The organism is Microbulbifer mixtoriginis (SeqCode) (assembly GCF_052466765.1).
Map to the genome: position 1 here is coordinate 4,247,287 of NZ_CP174289.1, position 17,525 is coordinate 4,264,811.

The window sequence follows — 17,525 nt, forward strand, 5'->3', positions numbered from 1 at the left end:
GGAGGGAACGAGGGAGGGTAGCGAGATAAGTAAGCGTGGAGAGAGCAGGCCCCTCGGTGGGTCTTAACCCGCTGCTCTTTAGTATTTCAAATCCAGATCCAGCAGGGATACCGGCTTACCATCTTTACTCACCAAATCTATCTGAACAGGCTCCCCGGTTCTTTTATCAATCACACGGGACCAGCGCACATTGGCTTTCTCAGACCAGTGTGCGCTCCAGTCAATCAGAGAAACCAAAACGGGAACGAGCGCGAGGCATTTTGGGGTAGGGCTGTACAGCATACGCCGTGCTCCGGGCTTAATGGGCGCCTTAACCAGAATGCCGGCTTCTTCCAGGTTGGAGAGTCTTTGTGTGAGGATATTTCGGGATATCTGCAAGCTGTCCTGAAGTGAGTCGAACCGATTAACGCCTCTCAGTACATCGCGGACAACGAGCAGACTCCAGCGGTCGCCGATTACAGAAAGTGCCTCTTCGATCCCGCATTGAACAGCGGGTTTACTCTCACTCATAGCAGTCCCAGGGTTGCTCAAGGCGCCATGGTCTCACAAGCCAGTTCCAAAACAAAACTTCCTGGAAGCCGCTTCGGGCCGTCATATTGCCATAGGTTATTGAGAGATCGGCCGATAGCCTGTCAATTTTAGTTGTATTTTGGAACTTAATGGCATTAAATTGGTTCCAAAATGAAACTTATCTGGAGGTGAAATGCATTTTAAACCTATCGTGTTATGCGCTCTGGTCGAGGGCTCGCAAGCAAGTTTCAACAAGGCTGCGTTGGAACAGGTGATACGGCGGGCTTACCGGGGTCACCTGGACCAGTCCGTCACTCCCAGGCTGGTGTGGATGGAGGTTCCGCCAGATCAGGCCTTTATGAACGGAGAGAAATCTTCGGTGGCTACCCTGATGGCTCCCGTGCCTGATGGGACATCAAACGAACTGCGTCACCCGTTTTTATACGAACTGCTGGAGCAGTGGTGTGTCACCACTGGGATCAATAAAAACGAGGTCGTTATTACTGCACCTGACCAGTCTCTCAGCAGGAAATTTCTAAGTGCAAATCGCAAACGTATGCCGCCGCTGCGGCAAATTGCCTACCTAGCCAAAACACTGGTGCGTTTAGTGAGATCCAAAAGCACCACGGGGCACTTCAACACTCATATCAATCTATAAGAGGCCGCAAATGCCGCTTTACACGATTTCCACCCAGCGTCCACTATCCGGCTCCGAGCAGCAAGCTCTTGTCTCCGGGGTCACAGAAGCTCACTGCACAATAACCGGCGCGCCCGCGCAATTTGTACAGGTTGTATTTAGTCGAGGCATTCATTTGCGTTCAAAGAGTAGTCTTCATATTCTGGGTTCCATTCGCTCAGGCCGTAGCGATAAAATCAAGTCAGCTCTAGCTAATAGCTTTATAAAAATGGCCTCTCAGCTTTTGGGTTGTTCATCAGCTCGTTGTGAGGTGGATCTTATTGATGTTCCCGCCAGTTGGGTGATTGAGGGCGGGGCAGTTATGCCGGAGCCCGGAGACGAGCAGGAGTGGCTCGCACAGCAATCCAGCTAGGTTCGCTTTGCTTTCTATCTATCAAAATAAAAAATAATTTAATACAGCCACATTCTGATTGGCTATCAGGGAGTAATATTATGTCCACTTCAACTTTGAAAGATATTGAGGCTTTGGAAAATTACTTGCTAACGGGCAAGCAACCAGAGGGGGAAGATTTCTCCAACCTTAAAGCGCTTACTGAAAAATTCAGCGGCAACACTTTTGAAGCAATAATGGCTGCGTGCAAGTGTTACTCCCAGCAAACAGCGATTTCTTTTTTTCTCTCAGGCAAAGATTATAGAAAGCCAGTAAAGATCAGCTATCAAACACTGGCTGAACGTATTATTCAAACTGCTAATTTATTGAATAGTGTTGGCATTCAAGAACATGATACGGTTGCATTTGTACTGCCAAATTTACCAGAAACGCACTATGTACTCTGGGGGGCAGAGGCGGCCGCTAAAGTATTGGCCATTAATCCGCTACTGGAGGCCAGGCAGATAGAAGAGCTGATTCGGCATAGCCAGGCAAAGGCTATCGTTACCTTGAGCCCTTTTCCTGGTACCGATATCTGTGAAAAAATTGAAAGTATCTTGCCAAATTTGCCTGAAGTTAAAAATATCTTCTATGTGGACCCAGCTTATCATGCAGGTGGTTTTAAAGGTATTGCGGCTAGTGCGATACAGTATCAATACCGCAGACGGCTACCCCCGCTGCAAGGTAAAAAGCGGATAGCCTACCAGTCGGCACTTAAGCAGCAACCATCTAGCCACTTGAATTTCAAACGCAGTATCCACAGTGATGATACCGCCTCTCTATTTTGTACCGGGGGCACAACAGGCCTACCAAAAATTGCTACCCATACACACGGGAATGAACTGGCCAATGCAAAAAGTATAGGTCTGGTAGCTGGCGACATTATGGGGCCAGGAAAAGTTATCTTGTGTGGCCTGCCACTTTTTCATGTGAATGCGGCAATTGTGACGGGGCTAGCAGCCTTTATTAATGGTTGCGAAGTGGTATTAATGACCCCTCAAGGTTACCGAGGTGAGGATGTCTTCAGTAATTTTTGGAAAATTATTGAGTTCTACCGCGTGAACAGCTTCAGCGCTGTGCCCACAGTTTATTCCACTTTGCTGCAGCAGCCAGTAAATCAGTGCGATATCTCCTCCCTACAAATGGCTTTGTGTGGCGCGGCGCCTATGCCGGTAGAGGTTTTTAATGCTTTTGAGCGTATAACCGGTGTGCAAATCGTAGAGGGATATGGTTTAACGGAAGGCACTTGCGCTAGCAGTCTCACGCCACCACATGGCGTTAAGAAGGTGGGCTCAATCGGACTGCGTTTACCGCTGCAAGAGATGAGAAGTGCCCAACTGGATGAGCAAGGCAATTTCATTCGGTATAGCCAGACCAATGAAATCGGTAATCTGCTGATTCATGGGAATAATGTATTTAATGGTTACCTTAACCCTGAGCATAACCAGGGGATATGGGTAAAAGATGCTCAAGGGCGGCGCTGGTTTAACACCGGGGATTTGGGCAGGCAGGATGAAGATGGCTATTTTTGGCTCACAGGCCGAAAAAAAGAGTTGATAGTACGTGGAGGGCATAATATTGAGCCCAAATTGATAGAAGAGGTGCTTTGCCAGCATCCTTCCGTTGCCATGGCCGCAGCGGTAGGTACACCAGATGCCCACGCGGGAGAGGTTCCTGTCGCCTACGTCAAGTTATCAGAGGAAGCGATTAGTCCCCTGATAATCAAAGGGCATGAGGTTGTAATGGACGATTTGGCCAAAGCCCTGCTTGAAGCAATTACTACCTATGCCAAAGGAAATATTACTGAGCGAGCGGCCATTCCCAGAAGAATTGTGCTCCGTGCCGAACTCCCTACTACAGCGGTTGGCAAGATTTTCAAGCCCGCTTTGGAAATGGAAGAGATTCGTTTGTGTGTTCAGGGGATTATTGATCAGTTGGTGAGGGGAACAGAAATGGTCACTGCCAGCAACCAGGTAAAGGTGGAGCAGGATAAGGTACTTGGCACTATTGCCAGGGTTACCACAGGAGGGAACCCTAGCTTGGAGGGCGCCCTTGCGGAACAGCTTGCGCCCTACACCTTTAAATATGAAATTGTTTAATCTTTCTCTGAGGGCTCTCTCTTTGAGAGCATCGAGATCAAGTCTACTCAATCTTTGGGAGCCTGATCGGTTTGTCCAGGGGCTTTTCCAGCCCTAATAATCTACCATATAAGGAGTTGCATATAAGCCCAGCCATAATCAGCGCAAAGCCATATAATTTCTATGGTCTGTAACTTTTCGTCCAGGATAATACTAGAAGTGATAATACCTACTACTGGAATCAATAGAGCAAAAGGGGTAACCGCTACAGCGGGATGTGATCTAAGGAGCCTGCCCCAAATTGCGAAAGCAATTAGGGTGGAGATGTAACTGACAAAGGCAAGGGATAGCCAGGTTTTCTGATTGGCACTAATAATTAGAGTTAACGGGTCTTGGCTCTCCAGGAAATAGGAGAGAACAAAAAATAGATGCTCAAATGTTCGAACTTGTCATGAGCTTCTATTGAGAAGATGTTCCATCAGGCTGGCTGAGCCGCTCGATAATTCTTTGTATGTCCTGTTGATTTTCTTCAATCAAGCGGTCGGCATAAATTTTTAAATGGTGTAGGGAATCGTAGTCAAAGATATCGACGAATGGATCAGCAATTTCGATATTGAGATAATCGTATTCCAGACGGTCGCTATCGGAGAAATGTTGGGCGAGATCAAGAGCGTATAATTGTTGAAGGTCCATATATCTCTGAATATTAGAAAAAGCATCTCGTATCCAGCGAATGCGCCCCCAATTTTTTAGCTCGCTATAATCTACCTCGCTACTGGCCAATGGTGGTGAACCTGCCCCCAATATTAGAACGTAGTAGTTTTTATTTGGGAACTCTTTAAGGATATCAAGTAACACCAGACTGGTGGGGTTATTCATGGCTAGACCTGCATCGGCAAAGTAACGGTGCACTCTGGTTTGCTCTGGTGTTTTGAAGACTACCGGGGGAAAGGCGGTCTCGGCACTGACTGCTGCCGTGATAAGTTGGTATAAGCTGTCGGTAGGTAATTGTTTGATTGCATCCCCACGATTTTTGAAAAGGTGTATTTCACCACTGTGAATGTCCAGTGCAGGAATAAGAACAAAGTTATTTAAGTCTGTAAAAGAAAGCGACTTTGTATAGTGGTTTTCCAGTACACGGTTGAGTCGTTCCCCCATGAAGGAGGGGGAAAAAAGCCCCCAGCCTGTCAATAGATCATGATACCAGGGTGAGGAAAACAAATAGTCACTTTCTTCTTTATAGAGTTGTATCAAGTACTCTGTGGCAGAATCATGCCCGGTGTAGTTTTTGGGAATAAATTTTTCAGGGATGTTGATGCCGCTGGCTACAATAGCACCACTGGATACACCACTATAAACATCAAAAACTTCGCTAATAGGTTTGTTTAGTTTGTTCTCGATATAGTTGAGCACATATAAGGGGATGAGCCCCCGGACACCGCCGCCATCTACAATCAAGATTTTGATGGTGTCTTTTTCTTTGAGGTAATCCAGGCTTTCAGATCGTTCGGGCTCGGAGGGGGAGCTTTTGAAGGTGGCAGACTGAGTAAAGTGCTTGTTGTAGACGTAAGCGGCAACAATATAAATTACAAGGATACAGAGCAGGGCTAAAATCGCACGCTTAAGCATAAGACTGTAGGCCACTCTTACTTAAAGAGTTGGTGAATGCTGCCGGGCCGAAGCCGAGATTACCTTAGGCTAGTGCGAAGTGTATGGTCGTATGCCTGCAATCGCTACTTGTGAATCTATCTACTAAAGAAATAAAAAAAGGGCTTGTATCCGGAGATGCAAGCCCTTTTGAAATGGCGCGCTCGGGAGGATTCGAACCTCCGACCGCCTGGTTCGTAGCCAGGTACTCTATCCAGCTGAGCTACGAGCGCGTCGTTGAGGGTGCGCACAATATAGACTTCTCCATGGAGCGTCAAGTACTTTTATGAAAAAGAGTACTTGAGGTTAAATATTGACCATCATGCAAAGGAGAGTAGTGGTCAGCTCCTACTCCGGTTGACCGAGAAGCGGGGTGGTTTAGCTATGGCATTACTTGGCATCAATACATAAGTAGCCTTGAGCTGTTTGAGGGGTCGTTAGCCGCTTAGTGGCGCGTCCGTTGTTGTTGGATAGGATCACGCTGGTAGTTTTATTCTTGCCATGGGTGTTTAGTGTTTAATCTCGGAGAGAAGCTTGGGGTTCTGGATCAGATTCCTTACACCGTGAGCATGATCTTCATTAAAGATATTGTCCTTGCACCAGTTGCCCACAGAAGTAATGTTGACCTTGGCAACGTTGGGGCGGACACTCCAGGTGACTTGATAAGGGGAGCCTTGTTCATTGTAATCTGGACCGGTGGTGGAACCTGAATACTGAATTGGCTTTCCAGTATTGCTGGGAATGCCCAAGGCTTGTTGAAAACCACTTTTTTCATCGTGGGCGGTTAATGTTGAAAAATCTAAAGCCGTGGAATCATTCACCAAGACATAAACTTGCGTTTCTACACGCAATTGTGGATTCTTAATCTCTTCATTAAAGCAGGAACCCAAGGTTGGGCCGGGTTTAATTTTGGCGGATGAGTGGACATAATGGACTTCAATGGTATCTCCAGGATGAAGACTGCCATGTTCGCTTGGGCACACTTCTTGATTAGGTGGGGCTAACTCGGTCTCGGTAAGGGTGCCGGAATACTTAAAACCTGACAGGAAGCCATGCCCATCACCGTTGCCCGCATACTGGGTAAATTCTCCACCTTTGTGCTCAGCATTTTTATGAAAATGGATGTTGCACAAATTCATAACTGTATGAGCTGGTGCGGCAGCGAAGAAAATCGTATGGTTTCCGGAAGTTGATTCAATATCTCGTGGTGATTGCGGGCCAAAGCTTCTCCCTGTGGTGTTCTTCTCTAAATTCGCGCGTTGATTTGCAATGGCTTCATCTGATACTGCGCCACCACTGTCTAGTGCATTAGTGTTGAAGGCTACGGTTGTCGTTGCAGTTAAAACAAAAAGAGATTTTATTTTCACGGTGATAACCTTCTGCGGTTTACTGTAGTTAAGAGATTGATTGTATTTATATGAATGTGTTGCGCTGATAATTGATTTCAATGCCTGTAGTAGTAACTTTAGATTACATCCAATAGGGCATCTGTTACTCTATCCGGCTTATATACACAGCTGCTAAATTACTGTTGCCATCCGCAACAATAAAGTCACTTTTACCGTCTTTGTTTAAATCTAAAAGTGCGACTCCCCACGGATTGGGAGTGTTCGTATTCCTAAATTTGATCGACTTGATTGTCGAGCCTCCAATTAAAACGAGAATTTCACCTGACCAGCTGCTGATTAAAGCGTCGTCAATATCATCGCCATTGAGATCTCCCGCTGCAATCTGTTTGGCGCCATTAGGTGCCTGGATTTCGATTTGTTTCTTTTTTAGAAAACTACCGCTACCATCTCCTGGGATTATAGTAATGATATTGCGATTGTTCGCTACAAGTAAATCCATGTTTCCGTCTCCGTTCACGTCTGCCGCCTCAACGCTAAATGGCACTTCGGATTGCGCAAGACTACTTAAGCTGAAAGAACCCTTGCCGGATTTATTATTTATTAATATGCCTATGTCATTCTGATTGGGTGTCACCAAATCGGAGTATCCGTCTTTATTTAAGTCTTTGATGGCAAACCCCCGGTAGGGGTCTCCTCCCACTTTGATAGTCTTACCTGGCAGTTTAAAATCACCATTCCCGTGTCCTTTGAGAACGAGTAAACCTTCGTGATTACGGTTGTCTACAATCAGGTCAACTTTGTTATCACCATCAAGGTCATTTAATCGGACGGCATGTGGGTGAGGTGTTACGTGCACGTTTAATGGTGAATTCGGTGCAGGATAAAAACCTCCTTTGCCATTTCCTAATAGCATGGTGACGTATGAGGTTTCGTGGTTGGCTATAACAACATCAACGTTCCCATCGCCATTGATGTCAGAGGTCGATAGACCTGAAGGGCTGTCACCGGCGGGGAAATCTCCCGCTAGTGTCAAAGTCCCATTGCCATTGGAAAGATAGGTTACTATGTTGTTGTCCGAATTGTTTGCAATAATTACATCTTGATTTCCGTCTGAATTAAGGTCAGTTACTGCAATTGCAGGTTGGCCGGCACCAACTTTAAGTATGGAAGCAGAGTAAGATATATTTTCTACTTTAATTGTGCCCGCGGAGTATAAAGCGCTAGACATAAAGCAGAGTGTTAGAAGAATATATTTAGTTAAGTTCATTTTCTTATGATTCTCTAAGGTTTATGTGAGTGCATAACAAGTTTTAAGGGGATGCTCTGGTCTAGACTTGACTAAGTTTAATTATCTCCGGCTTAGAACTTTATCTGGCTCTAGGCAATTAATCGAGACTGATTTGTTAACCTCTGGTTGATTTGGCAGCATCTGAATTTTGTGTGGGGCTAAATGGATGTTGTCATAACTTAATAACTTATCAATATTATGTGCAGTGCAAAATACCCGTGATCGACCTTAAGCGTTATTCTGCCTTTTCAGGGAAAATTCTTTTTTTGATGTCAGAGCTCTAAGGTGGAGGGTTCTTCAAGCTGTTCTTGATTGTGCTTGTGCAGTTAAAATAAAGCCTTGGGTTTTCCTGTATTATGGCTGCTTAAAAGAATCAGGCTGCTCTTTGTTGGCGCTTGAAAATATCTTTTGGTCCCTAGTAGTCACTATTAACCATGTATTGTCAAAATCTATTTAAATGCAGACTCAGTGTGTCAGGGTAGCTGCTGGTAAAGACCCCATACAGGTTGCGCGGCTCTTTTGTAAAAGAGATTTAAAGTTATATTGTATTCATGTCTCCATTATGCCCACAATTTTATGCCTGGGTTGTTATAACAAATACTACCCTTGGCAATAGTAAAGGGGCCCATTGGATGCAGGCTAGTTATTTTCAACATGGGTAAGCTGGGAATCTTACGGGAGCTGATGCCAACCAGTCGCCCTGAAAGAACGACATTAGATGGAAGTACTCAATGGGGAGAGCGAAAACACTAATTATCTACTGAGGTATTTCTTCTTGAAAAAATTACAAGCTGGCAAGATGCATAAAAATTCGAGGGCGTTTATGTGTTTTTGCTGGTAGGGGATCATCCCCTACCTATAGATTGGCATGGCCTGGGTTGCTAAAGCGGGCGGAAACGGAAAGCTCAAGGCCCGAGAGCCATGCTATGGCAATACCCACTATATATTTGTAACCGGCATTAACCCATTTTTCGTGACAGTCACTCCGGCCTATTCAACAAATCAAACACCAGCCGGGAAAACTGCTTGATTTTTTCTGGATCAGATAGAAGCTGCATCATCTGATTCTGGTGGGCATCATTGCTTTCCAGGATGGCGTCGTCCACGGCTTTGCTAAAGCCCCCTAGCAGGGCCTGCTCAGCAGTGTTATTCGCCAGCTGCTCCATCACCTGCTGGTTCTCACTGACTTTGTCTCTCACGGTATAGGCATAATTCACCAGATCCCCATCGGTGAGCTGATCGGTGATAAATAATTCATTGAGCCTTTCGATCAGTTGGGAGAGAAACTCTTCTTTGGGATCTTTGGGTTTGGCGGTGCCCAATCCATCGCCGGGTACCAGCTTGTATTCGGGGCTATCCTGTTTTAGCTCCAGGTGTTGTTGGCGGATTTTGGAGAGTCGATAGTGGCTGAGAGCAATATTGCTGAGGTCGATGTTGTCTTCTTCGATAACCGCTTCGCGCAACATGGGGCGCAGATTGCGGGCGTAGAGACTGAGCTTTTCCAGGTCTTTATCATCGTAATCGACAATCTGTGACATAAACTCGTAGAAGCGTACGAAGCTGCCCAGGTCCTTCTTAAAAATCTCCAGTGCGTCCTTTTCCTGCTTGCACGCCTTAAAGCTGTTTTCCATATTGGCGATGAGTACCGCATCACCCGCACGTTTGCTGCGCTCAAACATTTCCTTGGCCTGTTTATAGGCGGCTAGGGCGGATTTGTAGCGGCTCTGCCAGCGCTCAACCGCCGGCTTACAGATATTGGCAATCGCTGCGTTGCTCTTACTCTTGATAAAAAAGGCCGTGCAGAACTGTTCTACTTCCGGCCAGGTAAAAATGCCCGTTGCGCGCAGCTTGTCGAACAGATCAAAAATCAGGTCTGGGTCGGTGACGTTGGCCAGTTCGGCGGTCTGGTAGTAGGGCTGGAAAGCGGCGAGAATATCTTCAGGGTCATTGTAGAAATCCAGTACATAGGTGCCGCTCTCCGCCTTGCCGGGGAAGGTGCGGTTGAGCCGCGACAGGGTCTGCACGCACTCCACCCCGCCCAACTTCTTGTCCACATACATGGCGCAGAGCTTGGGCTGGTCAAAACCAGTCTGGAATTTATTTGCCACAATCATCAGCTGATAGTCATCGCTATCGAAAGCCTTGCGCATATCGCGGCCCTTGAGGCCCGGATTCATGGCGTGCTCGGTGAATTTCTCCCCGATAATGCCGGCCGAACCGGGATCGGTTTCGCTAAACTCCACCTCGCCGGAAAAGGCCACCATAGCACGGATTTTCTGGTAGCCCCTATCGGCAATATACTTGTCAAAGGCCAGCTTATAGCGCACCGCCTCCTTGCGCGAGCCGGTTACTACCATGGCTTTGGCTTGGCCGCCCAGCAGTCCCATAATATTGTCTTTAAAGTGCTCAACAATCACCTGCACTTTCTGGCTGATATTGTAATCGTGCAGCCGCACCCACTGGTTGAGCTTCACCTTGGCTTTCTTACTTTCGACCTCCTGATCACCGCCTTCAATTTTCATGGCCAGGTTATAGGCCACCTTGTAGTTGGTATAGTTTTTCAGTACGTCGAGGATAAAGCCCTCCTCAATAGCCTGGCGCATGCTGTAGACATGGTAGGCCTCGGGCTTATTGGTTTTGGACGGCGCCTCATTGGGGCGGGGTAGGCGGCCAAATATTTCCAGGGTTTTGGTCTTGGGGGTTGCGGTAAAGGCCAGGTAGCTGAGGTTATTCGACGCGCGGCGGGAGGCCACGGCGGCGTCGAGGAGGTCATCGCTGCTCAGCGCCTCTTCCCCGTCCTCCTTGGCATCGATCATCAGCACTTCTTTTAACTGGCGCGCGGTGGCGCCGGTTTGGGAGCTGTGGGCTTCATCGGCGATAATGGCATAGTTGCGCGTTTTCAGGCTGACACTGTTTTCGATCGCCTTTAGTACATAGGGGAAGGTCTGGATGGTCACGATAATAATCGGCTGGGAACCTTCCAGGGCAGCTGCCAGTTTTTCCGACTTACTGCCATCCCCCTCCTTGTTATTGATCCGCCCTACCACGCCATCGGTGTGTTCAAACTGGTAGATAGTGTCCTGTAGCTGGGCATCCAGCACAGTGCGATCGGTAACCACAATCACCGAATCGAACTGCTTGTGGCCCTGGTCGTCGTGCAGCGATGACAGCTGGTGGGCGCACCAAGCAATAGAGTTGGATTTGCCGGAGCCGGCGCTGTGTTGGATCAGGTACTTGTGGCCGGGGCCCTCCTCGCGGGCCGCAGCCACCAGTTTGCTCACCACATCCCACTGGTGGTAGCGGGGGAAGATCATGGTTTCTTTCTTGTACTTGCGCCCCTCCCAGTCTTCCTTCTCCTCAATTTGCAGGTGAACAAAGCGCGCGAGGATATTCAGTAAATTATCCGGCAGCAGTACCTGGTTCCACAGGTAATCGGTGGCGTAGCGGTTGATATCTGCGGGTACATCGTTGCCGGCGCCGCCGGCTTTGGTGCCCTTATTGAAAGGCAGGAAGATGGTGTTCTGCCCCTCCAGCCGTGTGGCCATATAGACCTCGTACTGGCTCACGGCAAAGTGCACCAGGGCACCGCGCTTAAAGCTCAGCAGGGGTTCCGGCTTTTTGGTATCGGGATCTATGGCCAGGCGGGTGGTCTTGTACTGTTTTATGGCATTTTGCACCGCCTGCTTAAACTCGGATTTAAGTTCCAGGGTGGCGATGGGCAGGCCGTTGACGAACAGTACCAGGTCGATACGCCAGCGCTTAGCGCGAGCGCCGCTGTCGTTTTCATGTTCACTGCTCGCCCAGGGGCTGTACACCAGTTCGGGCACCAGGCGCAGGCGATTTTTTTGGTAGCGGGCCAGGGTATCCGGGTTAAGATTGTGATCGGGCTTGAACTGGCAGAGGCTAAAGCGGGTGCTGCGATCGCGCAGTTCGTGGCGCAGTACGCCCAGGGTACCGAAGGTGCGCAGTTCTTTATTGGCGGCATTGGGGTCGGCTTTGTTTAGCTGCGAGGCGACGCGGGCCAGGAACTTTTCTTCCGTATCATTCGGGTACAAGTCGCAGTACTTCTGCCACTGCTGTGGCTGGGTTTCCTGTATAAAAGCCAGCAGATCCTCCGGGTAGAGGGCCAGCTCGCGGTTGTAGTGCTCCGAATGGCCCAGCAACCAGCCGTTGGCCAGCAGTTGTTGAATGATATCGTTTTGAAAGGTGTGTTCGTTGGCTTTTTCCACAGCGGTATTTCTCTACTGTCCATTGTGCGACTGAATCCGGTCAATCGCGATCCATTGTGAATATTGTTTTTTTTAAAGGTGGGCGGAAAGAATACGAGGCCCAATCGGAATCGTGTTTAGTTGCGTTCATAACTGAGCGCGATCAGCTCCTTGGCCTTGTCCAGTTCGCTGGGTTGACGCACATTCAGCTCCAGATCCCCCGTGCCCCAGTGGCCGATATTGCTGACATCGCGGCAGAGTTCCGCCCCCTCCGCCATGCTGCCAGGCAGTTTTAAATAAATCTGCAATTTGGGATCTTTTTTACCGGGCATAATCACGATAGAGGCGAAATTTTTAATGCGCTTAAAGGCGGTGTAGAGTTTTAACTCCTTGCGCTGCACCTCGTCCCCCAGCTGATCGGCAAAGTGGCACAGCTCCTCAAACAGGGCGGTGAGTTCCGGGGAGGCATCGGCCAGGCGCTCCTGCTGGGATTTATCGCCAGAGCTCTTTATGTCTTTAACGGCCGCGTTCGCCGGCACTGGGTTGTGCTGCCCTTGAAGGGGCTGTGCAGCGGCCATATCCGTTTTAAACTGGCTGTTGGCGCTTTGGGCATTGACAAGTTCCAGCAACAGTAGCTCTTCACCAAAATATCGATAGCGCATCAGTTCAATATTGCGGTTGATCTGCTGTACCGCGTGCTCATCGTACTTATTAAAATCGGCGGCGATACAGATTAGGCGGGTGCCGCCCCATTCAATATTCTCTGCCGTTTCGACCCCCAGTACCTTCATTACCAGCAGTTGAAATTCTGCCTGGTGATCCAGCAGCCAATCCAGATAGAACAGGCCCTGGTTAATCACATTTTCATTCTGGGCGCGCTTGTACTCGATAATCACCGGGCAGCCGTTTTCATCCAGGCCGAGGGAATCGATACGCCCTTTGTGGGTTTTGCCGGTACTGTATTCACTGGCCAGAAAGCGCACACCGAGAAAGGTGGGCATATGGGCTTCGATCTGCTGTTGCAGTTTGCGCTCCAGCACCGCAATAGCACCGCTCAGTTCATCAACCCGGTTATCCCTAAAAGAAAAGAGTTTGATATCACTCATGCGGCGGCTTCCCGATCGGCGGCTTTAGGGGCCTGCCAGTTTCTCACATCGATTTTTCCAGTAACGGCGGCGGAGATTAGTGCGGTGCGGCGTTCTTGTAATAGTTCTATTTGTCTTTCTGCTTTTATAGAAAGCGTATTAAAACGATTAAGGGAGTCTTGCACAAATTCTGCTATTTCTTTTTGCTCCTTGTCTGGAGGAACAGGGAAAACAAACTCTACAGCATCTGCAACATTAAACTGCTTTTGTGCAGCACCATAAGAAACCAAATCGACTTGTTGTCTACCAACCCAAGTGTTCATGGCTGCGCAAAGCCAGTCAGAATTATACGCTCCTCGACGAGTAATAATTACAGATGCGCAATTAGAGCCTTCCAGTTCTGCGGGGACAACGGCGCTTACACCAGGGTACCCCACGCGAATAGATATAATGTCTCGATGATTCAGTCTTGATGATAGTAAGTTGTCGCTGTCTTGTTGTGACATTCTCCGTGTATTAGATAAATCGAAGTAATATTCTTTTACATCGCCACCGAATATAAAATAGACCCCTTCATCTCTTGTGTAAGTGGAGGGGTTTATAACAAGTCCGACTCCAACTTTTGGAGATATATGCTTTAAGCGCTTGACCACCCAATGCTCCGGCACCTCACCCAGCCATTCGACACCGGAGTCGCGCATAGGGGCATCGGGGTTGAGGCCCTTGGTGACGGCATGACTGATCACCGCCTGGCGCTTTTCTTTTAGTAATTGGATCAGCTGTTGCTGCTTTTCGATTAGGGTATCGATTTTTGCGGTTTCGTGGTCGAGGAAGTTGGCGATTTTTTTTTGTTCATCATTAGGAATAATCGGCAACCAAATTTGGGAAAAGTTTTCAAATCTTAACGCCTGACCATCACGAACTAAATTTGACGTGCTTTGGAGCGCTTGAATATATTGTCTGCATTTAAACAGATAAGCAAAAAATTCCGGCACAACATGTTTTATAGGTATTAAGCCAATATAGGCAGAGCTAACGCAGCCTGATTGTTTGCACCATTCAAGTCCGCCCTGGAAGCTACGCATGCTAATAACAAAATCATTAGGCTCAATATGCTTCAGTATTTCAGAACCTGTTAATACTTGTACAACTCGCTGATTTTCAAGCTCCATGAACTTTTTCTGAGATATAATTCCGTACTTCTGCGAGGCTGTTAGCTGTTCATCACCTTCACGCATTCGCTCCTTTCTTTGTTCAAATAGGCGACGGCTTTGGACTACTTTCCAGTGTGAAGGAATTTCCCCAAGCCACTGCAGCCTACTATCAGAGTAGTTTTCATATCTTGCGTAGCTCACGAATGCACCTCCTGCAAAAGCTGCATAATTTCCGCCGATACCGCATCCAAATCTGCATCAATCGCTTCCAGTGCTCGCGGCGGTTGGTACTGGTAGAAGTGGCGGTTAAAGGGGATTTCATAGCCCACGATGCCCACTTCGCCATCCTGGGGATCGCGCTTGCTGCCATCGATCCAGGCGTCGGGCACATGGGGTTTGACCTCGCGCTGGAAATACGCTTCGTTGATGGTATTCACCGGGCGGCTGGGGTCGAGATCCACATTCTCAAAGTCGCGCAGGTCGCCATCGGTTTTATATTCCACCGCCTTATTGGCGTCGTCTTCGATTGCGAACAGGCCGTAGTCGGGATTGGGCTGGGTATTTTTGTGAACTTTTTTAATCACCTTCTCGGCGGCGGGGTTTTTCCAGCTTACCGCCGCTTCCAGCGCCTTCTTGGCCTTGGTGTCCAGACTGATACCCAGGGTTTTACAGGCCGCCTTTAACCGGGGCTCGTAGGTGTTTTTATCGTCGCACTGCTCGCTGCCAAATACCGTTTGCAGCTGGCGGGCCTGCTTTAGCCGTTGCTTCTGTGCCCGCCAGATGTTGGGGTTGAGCAGGTCTTTAATGTGCTTTTCTTTAAGCTCGGCAAAATGGCTCTTAATATGCTTGCGAATCGCCGGCTCGTAGGGGGCCAGGTTGCCGTAGTGTTCGCAGCCCTCGTCGTCACACCAGGGATTTTCACTGAAACGGCCAAAATGTGTGTAAGCCCATTGCATCGCCGCCTTGAGGGGCTTATTGGCAAAGCGCAGTTCATCGATACGCTTATCGCTGAATTGGTAGGACTCCCGCAGGGGGCGCTCGATGGTAATACGGCGGTAGCCAAACTGGTGGGTGGCAAAAATTTTGCTGGCGAACGACTTGGGCGCTTCGGCCTTGGGGTTGGCGGCCTGGCGCCCACGGCTGCTCTTGGCCTCGACGGGCTTGTTGAGCTCTACGGCCTCCACCGCGGCAAAGTGGCCGAAGCAGCGGGTAATCGTGGCGATATCCTCAGCGCTCATTATATTGCGCTTGCTGCCCAGGGATTTGCGCATCTTGCCAAACAGGTTTACCCCGTTGATCAGCTGCACCTTGCCCCGGCGCTTGGGTTGGCCCTGGCGCTCGGCTTCCTCGTCGGAGAGCTTGTGGTTCGACAGTATCCAGATATAAGTGGCGATACCGGTGTTGTAAAACATATCCGTGGGCAGGGCGACAATGGCTTCGAGCAGGTCGGCCTCTAAGATATAGCGGCGGATCTCGGACTCACCGGAGCCAGCACCGCCGGTAAACAGCGGTGAGCCATTGAGAATAATGCCGATACGGCCACCGCCGTCGCTGCTATCTCTCAGCTTGCTGAGCAGGTGCAGCAAAAACAGCAGCGAGCCATCGGAAACCCGCGGCAGGCCGGGGCCGAAACGGCCGTCGAAACCTTTCAGGGTATGTTCGTCTTTGATGGTCTCTTCGATTTTTTTCCAGTCTACGCCAAAGGGCGGGTTGGACAGCATATAGTCAAATTTATCGGCGTAGAGCTGGTCGTTGGAAAGGGTGTTGCCCAGCTTGATATTGCTGACATCCTGGCCTTTGATCAGCATATCCGCCTTGCAGATGGCGTAGCTCTCCGGGTTCAGCTCCTGGCCAAAAGCGCGCAATACCGCTGCGGGGTTTAGCTCGTGCACATACTCCATCCCCGAAGACAGAAAGCCGCCGGTACCGGCGGTGGGGTCGTAGATGGTGCGGATAATGCCGGGTTTGGTGAGGGCGTCGTTGTCCTCCATAAATGCCAGCGAGGTAGTCAGTTCGACGATATCGCGGGGCGTAAAGTGTTCACCGGCGGTCTCGTTACTGCTCTCGGCAAAGCGGCGGATCAACTCTTCAAACGCCAGGCCCATATCGTGATTGCTGATGTTTTTGGGGCTTAAGTCCGTCATACGGACTTTCTGTACCACTTTATACAGCAGGTTGGCGTCGTTGAGCTGGGCGATAAACTCGGCAAACTTGAAGTGCTCAAAGATCTCGCGGGCATCTTTACTGAAGCCCAGGATATAGCTTTCCAGGTTGGCTTTGATATTAGTCTCGCCCAGCTTAAAGAGGTCCATCTTGCTGGTGTTAAAAAAGCTCAGACCGCCGGTTGCCCGCAGTAGCAGTTTTTCCTGGGCCTCCTCCGGCAGGTTCATCTCCTGAATTTCTGCGTACTTTGCCAGCACCGCCGGCTTGGTCTCCTCCAGCACCGCTTCCAGGCGGCGCAGCAGGGTAAAGGGCAAGATAATACGGCCGTACTGGGACTGCTTAAAATCACCGCGCAAAAGGTCGGCAATGGACCAGCAATAGGCGGCGAGATTGTTGGGTGTTTTTTGCTCGGGAAGTTGGGGCTCAGCTCGGCTCATGCAGAGGGTTCCGTGTAGAAATCTATCGCTAATAATGACGCTATACTACACGATCCAGTGGGGTTTTTATGCTTGCGGTCTGCTCCGAAACTTGTGGCTTTAAGTTCTGGTTTCTATCAGTGTGATTTTCAAATTAACTATTTTAAGGCTCGGTTATTTACGGTCTTCTTTTGGCGTAAGTGGTGATTTTTCTTGGTTGGGAAAAATTTCTATTTGGAGCAACTACTTTTTGCATTCCCAAGGGTAGGGCTTGCTGCAGTGAGGAGGGAGCTGCTCGGGTATTGGCTGATTGCGTCGGGGGGGGCGGGTAGAAGGGGCCGCTGTTTGGCTTGGTAAGGGAAGGGGGTCTATGAAGAGCAATCTCCAGAAGCGACAAAGGGGCTGCAGTTTCCTGCAGCCCCTTTGTTTTGTATGGCGCGCTCGGGAGGATTCGAACCTCCGACCGCCTGGTTCGTAGCCAGGTACTCTATCCAGCTGAGCTACGAGCGCGTTACGGGTGCGGATATTATAGAGACGCTTTACCCAAGTCAACTGTTTTC

Annotated in this window: 12 protein-coding genes and 2 tRNA genes; 3 read left to right on the top strand and 11 right to left on the bottom strand. The window is 49.1% G+C overall.

The window, feature by feature from the left end:
* Positions 1–78 precede the first annotated feature (78 nt).
* Positions 79–510, bottom strand: a complete 432-nt coding sequence (locus tag ACJJIV_RS18495; RefSeq protein WP_444886633.1) for a winged helix-turn-helix transcriptional regulator — start codon at positions 508–510, stop codon at positions 79–81.
* A gap of 193 nt (positions 511–703) precedes the next feature.
* Between ACJJIV_RS18495 and ACJJIV_RS18500 the strand changes: the two genes are divergently transcribed.
* The 3 genes from ACJJIV_RS18500 to ACJJIV_RS18510 all read left to right on the top strand — a co-directional run bounded on the left by ACJJIV_RS18500 (position 704) and on the right by ACJJIV_RS18510 (position 3,676).
* A complete protein-coding gene (locus ACJJIV_RS18500) occupies positions 704–1,168 on the top strand; it encodes a hypothetical protein (protein WP_444889891.1) in 465 nt (154 codons plus the stop codon).
* A 10-nt stretch (positions 1,169–1,178) separates the two neighbouring features.
* Entirely contained in the window at positions 1,179–1,559 is a 381-nt protein-coding gene (locus ACJJIV_RS18505) for a tautomerase family protein (RefSeq protein WP_444886631.1), read from the top strand.
* A gap of 80 nt (positions 1,560–1,639) precedes the next feature.
* Positions 1,640–3,676, top strand: coding sequence for an acyl-CoA synthetase (locus ACJJIV_RS18510; protein ID WP_444889892.1), 2,037 nt, complete (start codon positions 1,640–1,642; stop codon positions 3,674–3,676).
* 101 nt (positions 3,677–3,777) lie between these two features.
* Here ACJJIV_RS18510 and ACJJIV_RS18515 read toward each other — a convergent pair whose 3' ends face one another.
* The 10 genes from ACJJIV_RS18515 to ACJJIV_RS18560 form a co-directional block, all read right to left on the bottom strand.
* Positions 3,778–4,059 (bottom strand): EamA family transporter, encoded by a 282-nt coding sequence (locus tag ACJJIV_RS18515; RefSeq protein ID WP_444891728.1) that lies wholly within the window; start codon positions 4,057–4,059, stop codon positions 3,778–3,780.
* Between the two features lie 55 nt (positions 4,060–4,114).
* Positions 4,115–5,284 carry a patatin-like phospholipase family protein gene (locus ACJJIV_RS18520; protein WP_444889893.1) on the bottom strand — a complete coding sequence of 390 codons (1,170 nt, stop codon included), beginning with the start codon at positions 5,282–5,284 and terminating at the stop codon, positions 4,115–4,117.
* Between the two features lie 174 nt (positions 5,285–5,458).
* Positions 5,459–5,535, bottom strand: a tRNA-Arg gene (locus ACJJIV_RS18525).
* Between the two features lie 276 nt (positions 5,536–5,811).
* Positions 5,812–6,669: a delta-class carbonic anhydrase gene (locus ACJJIV_RS18530; protein ID WP_444889894.1), complete on the bottom strand. Its 858-nt coding sequence runs from the start codon at positions 6,667–6,669 to the stop codon at positions 5,812–5,814.
* A gap of 124 nt (positions 6,670–6,793) precedes the next feature.
* Positions 6,794–7,918 (bottom strand): FG-GAP repeat domain-containing protein, encoded by a 1,125-nt coding sequence (locus ACJJIV_RS18535; protein ID WP_444889895.1) that lies wholly within the window; start codon positions 7,916–7,918, stop codon positions 6,794–6,796.
* A gap of 1,001 nt (positions 7,919–8,919) precedes the next feature.
* The gene (locus ACJJIV_RS18540) at positions 8,920–12,168 is read right to left on the bottom strand and encodes a type I restriction endonuclease subunit R (RefSeq protein ID WP_444889896.1); all 3,249 of its coding nucleotides are present in this window, start codon (positions 12,166–12,168) and stop codon (positions 8,920–8,922) included.
* 116 nt (positions 12,169–12,284) lie between these two features.
* Positions 12,285–13,253 carry a DUF5655 domain-containing protein gene (locus ACJJIV_RS18545; RefSeq protein ID WP_444889897.1) on the bottom strand — a complete coding sequence of 323 codons (969 nt, stop codon included), beginning with the start codon at positions 13,251–13,253 and terminating at the stop codon, positions 12,285–12,287.
* Positions 13,250–14,587, bottom strand: a complete 1,338-nt coding sequence (locus tag ACJJIV_RS18550) for a restriction endonuclease subunit S (protein WP_444889898.1) — start codon at positions 14,585–14,587, stop codon at positions 13,250–13,252. Before ACJJIV_RS18550 ends, ACJJIV_RS18545 begins: the two co-directional genes overlap by 4 nt.
* Complete coding sequence (locus tag ACJJIV_RS18555) at positions 14,584–16,986, bottom strand: type I restriction-modification system subunit M (RefSeq protein ID WP_444889899.1); 2,403 nt, start codon at positions 16,984–16,986, stop codon at positions 14,584–14,586. Before ACJJIV_RS18555 ends, ACJJIV_RS18550 begins: the two co-directional genes overlap by 4 nt.
* 412 nt (positions 16,987–17,398) lie before the next feature.
* Positions 17,399–17,475: transfer RNA gene (locus tag ACJJIV_RS18560), tRNA-Arg, on the bottom strand.
* Between the last annotated feature and the right edge of the window lie 50 nt (positions 17,476–17,525).

What these genes read in the sequence shown, in the direction of transcription:
- ACJJIV_RS18510 (WP_444889892.1), top strand. Translation starts at nt 1,640, where the DNA reads ATGTCCACTTCAACTTTGAAAGATATTGAGGCTTTGGAAAATTACTTG.
- ACJJIV_RS18500 (WP_444889891.1), top strand. Translation starts at nt 704, where the DNA reads ATGCATTTTAAACCTATCGTGTTATGCGCTCTGGTCGAGGGCTCGCAA.
- ACJJIV_RS18495 (WP_444886633.1), bottom strand. Translation starts at nt 510, where the DNA reads ATGAGTGAGAGTAAACCCGCTGTTCAATGCGGGATCGAAGAGGCACTT.
- ACJJIV_RS18545 (WP_444889897.1), bottom strand. Translation starts at nt 13,253, where the DNA reads ATGAGTGATATCAAACTCTTTTCTTTTAGGGATAACCGGGTTGATGAA.
- ACJJIV_RS18505 (WP_444886631.1), top strand. Translation starts at nt 1,179, where the DNA reads ATGCCGCTTTACACGATTTCCACCCAGCGTCCACTATCCGGCTCCGAG.
- ACJJIV_RS18535 (WP_444889895.1), bottom strand. Translation starts at nt 7,918, where the DNA reads ATGAACTTAACTAAATATATTCTTCTAACACTCTGCTTTATGTCTAGC.
- ACJJIV_RS18520 (WP_444889893.1), bottom strand. Translation starts at nt 5,284, where the DNA reads ATGCTTAAGCGTGCGATTTTAGCCCTGCTCTGTATCCTTGTAATTTAT.
- ACJJIV_RS18555 (WP_444889899.1), bottom strand. Translation starts at nt 16,986, where the DNA reads ATGAGCCGAGCTGAGCCCCAACTTCCCGAGCAAAAAACACCCAACAAT.